This window comes from Streptomyces sp. AcH 505, from assembly GCF_000818175.1.
Classification (GTDB): domain Bacteria; phylum Actinomycetota; class Actinomycetes; order Streptomycetales; family Streptomycetaceae; genus Streptomyces.
The window spans coordinates 4,976,561-4,978,783 of record NZ_JTIY01000001.1 but is presented as its reverse complement, the minus strand read 5'-3'; the positions used below and the strand labels follow the sequence as shown (position 1 = coordinate 4,978,783).

Annotated in this window: 2 protein-coding genes; both read right to left on the bottom strand. The window is 72.6% G+C overall.

Going from position 1 to position 2,223, the window contains the following annotated elements:
* Positions 1–904, bottom strand: a 904-nt coding sequence (locus HY68_RS22765) for a transcription antitermination factor NusB (protein WP_041991689.1), incomplete at its 3' end; no start/stop codon positions are given.
* A gap of 73 nt (positions 905–977) precedes the next feature.
* Positions 978–1,907 carry a methionyl-tRNA formyltransferase gene (gene fmt / locus HY68_RS22760; RefSeq protein WP_041991687.1) on the bottom strand — a complete coding sequence of 310 codons (930 nt, stop codon included), beginning with the start codon at positions 1,905–1,907 and terminating at the stop codon, positions 978–980.
* Positions 1,908–2,223: the final 316 nt, after the last annotated feature.

Genomic DNA, 2,223 nt, shown 5'->3' with positions numbered 1-2,223 from the left:
GCGCCGCCATCAGCGCCGCCTTGCCGCCGGGCCCCGCACAGCCGTCCAGCCAGCGGGCGTCGGACCCCTCGATCGGCGCGTTGGCGACGGCCGTCGCGACCAACTGGCTGCCCTCGTCCTGGACGCCCGCCCTGCCGTCCCGTACGACGTCGAGAGCGCCCGGCTCGCCGCCCTCGGCCATCCGTACGGCATACGGCGACCAGCGTCCCGGCAGCCCGGAGTCCTCCCCCAGGACCTCCATCAGCTCGTCCGTCGTGGAGCGGCCGGGCCGGGCCACGAGGGTCACCTCGGGCCGTTCGTTGTCGGCTTCGAGCAGATCCTCGATACCGGCGCGGCCACCGCCCAGCGCGTCCCACAGCGCGGAGACCACCCAGCGCGGGTGCGAGTGGACGACCGCCAGATGCTGCTCGGCGTCCTCGTCGTACGACGGGGCGACCTGGTCGAGCCAGGTGTCCAGATCGTGCTGCGAGATCTTCCGCAGCACGGCGTTGACGAACTTGGCCCGCCCGTCCCCGAGCACCACCCTGGCCAGCTCGACACTCGCCGAGACCGCCGCGTGCGTCGGGATCCGGGTCCCCAGGAGCTGGTGCGCACCCAGCGCGAGCACGTCGAGCACCGGCGGATCGACCCGGTGCAGCGGCCGGTCGACACAGGCCGCGATGATCGCGTCGTACGTCCCCTGCCTGCGCAGCGTCCCGTAGACCAGCTCGGTGGCCAGCGCCGCGTCACGCGCCTCGAACGCGGGATTCTCCCGCGCCTTCTTGAGCAGCGGCGGCAGGACGAGATTGGCGTAGGCGTCGCGCTCGTCCACCGCCCGCAGCGCTTCGAAGGCGAGGATCCGGACCGGGTCCTTCTTGGGACGACGGTGCGGCTTGGGGGGACGGCGACCGGCCTGCTCGTTCAAAGGTGCTCCGCGTGTGATGAAGAGAAGAACCCGTCCAGCCTACGTCCGTCCCGCCGGGCCGTTCGCAGCGCCGTCAGCCGAGCCGTTCGCCGGGCGTGATCCGCACGCCACGCGCCCAGTCCGCCGCCCGCATCGGCTTCTTGCCCTGCGGCTGCACCCACAGCAGCTCCACCGCGTGCGAACCGGTCCCCACGTACACGTTGTTCTTGCCGACGGCGAGCGCCCCCGGCGCCGGGTCGGTGTGCTCGGGCCGCGGCGTCACCTGGATCAGCTTCAGCCGCTCCCCCCGGAACACGGTCCAGGCCCCCGGCGCGGGCGTACAGCCCCTGACCACCCGGTCCACCCGCAGGGCCGGCTCGGCCCAGTTCACCTGCGCGTCCTCGACCGTGATCTTCGGCGCGAGCGAGACACCGTCGGCCGGCTGCGGTACGGGAATCAGGCTGCCGTCCTCGATACCGTCCATGGTCGCGGCGAGCAGCCCTGCCCCCGCGAACGCGAGCCGCGTCAACAGGTCGCCGCTCGTGTCGGTCGCCCGCACGTGCTCGGTGATCACGCCGAACACCGGGCCCGAGTCCATGCCCTCCTCGATCAGGAACGTCGAAGCGCCCGTCATCTCGTCACCCGCCATCAGCGAGTGCTGCACGGGCGCGGCGCCCCGCCAGGCCGGCAGCAGCGAGAAGTGCAGATTCACCCAGCCACGCGTGGGTACGTCGAGGGCGACCCGGGGCAGCAGCGCGCCGTACGCGACGACCGGGCAGCAGTCGGGCCCGATCTCCCGCAGCCGCGCGAGGAAGTCCTCGTCCCGGGGCTTCGCGGGCCGCAGGATCTCGATCCCCGCCTCCTCGGCCCGCTGGGCGACCGGGCTGGCCACCAGCCTGCGCCCGCGCCCCGACGGCGCGTCGGGTCGCGTCACGACGGCGGCGACCTCGTGCCGGTCGGAGGCGATGAGTGCGTCCAGGGCGGGTACGGCGACCTCGGGGGTGCCGGCGAAGACGAGCTTCATCGGTGGCTGACTGCCTCTCGGGCGGGGCGGATCGGATCATGCGGCGCACCAGTCTATGGGCGCGCACCACAGGGGGCGTACGTCCCTCTGCGCGCCCCGCGCACCTATGGATACGCCCCCGTAGCGTGACCCCAGGGCCAGGTAAAGCGTTGTCAAGGGAGATTGACCCCCACACGGGCCGCACCGGTGCGGCCCGGATCCTTTTCAACGCCGGTTCGAGAGGCTTGTTCATGGCCGACCACGCAACCCACGACGCACAAGCCCGTGCGAGTCTGCACCTGCTGGTGCGGGACATCGAGCGGGTCCGCCGTCAGGT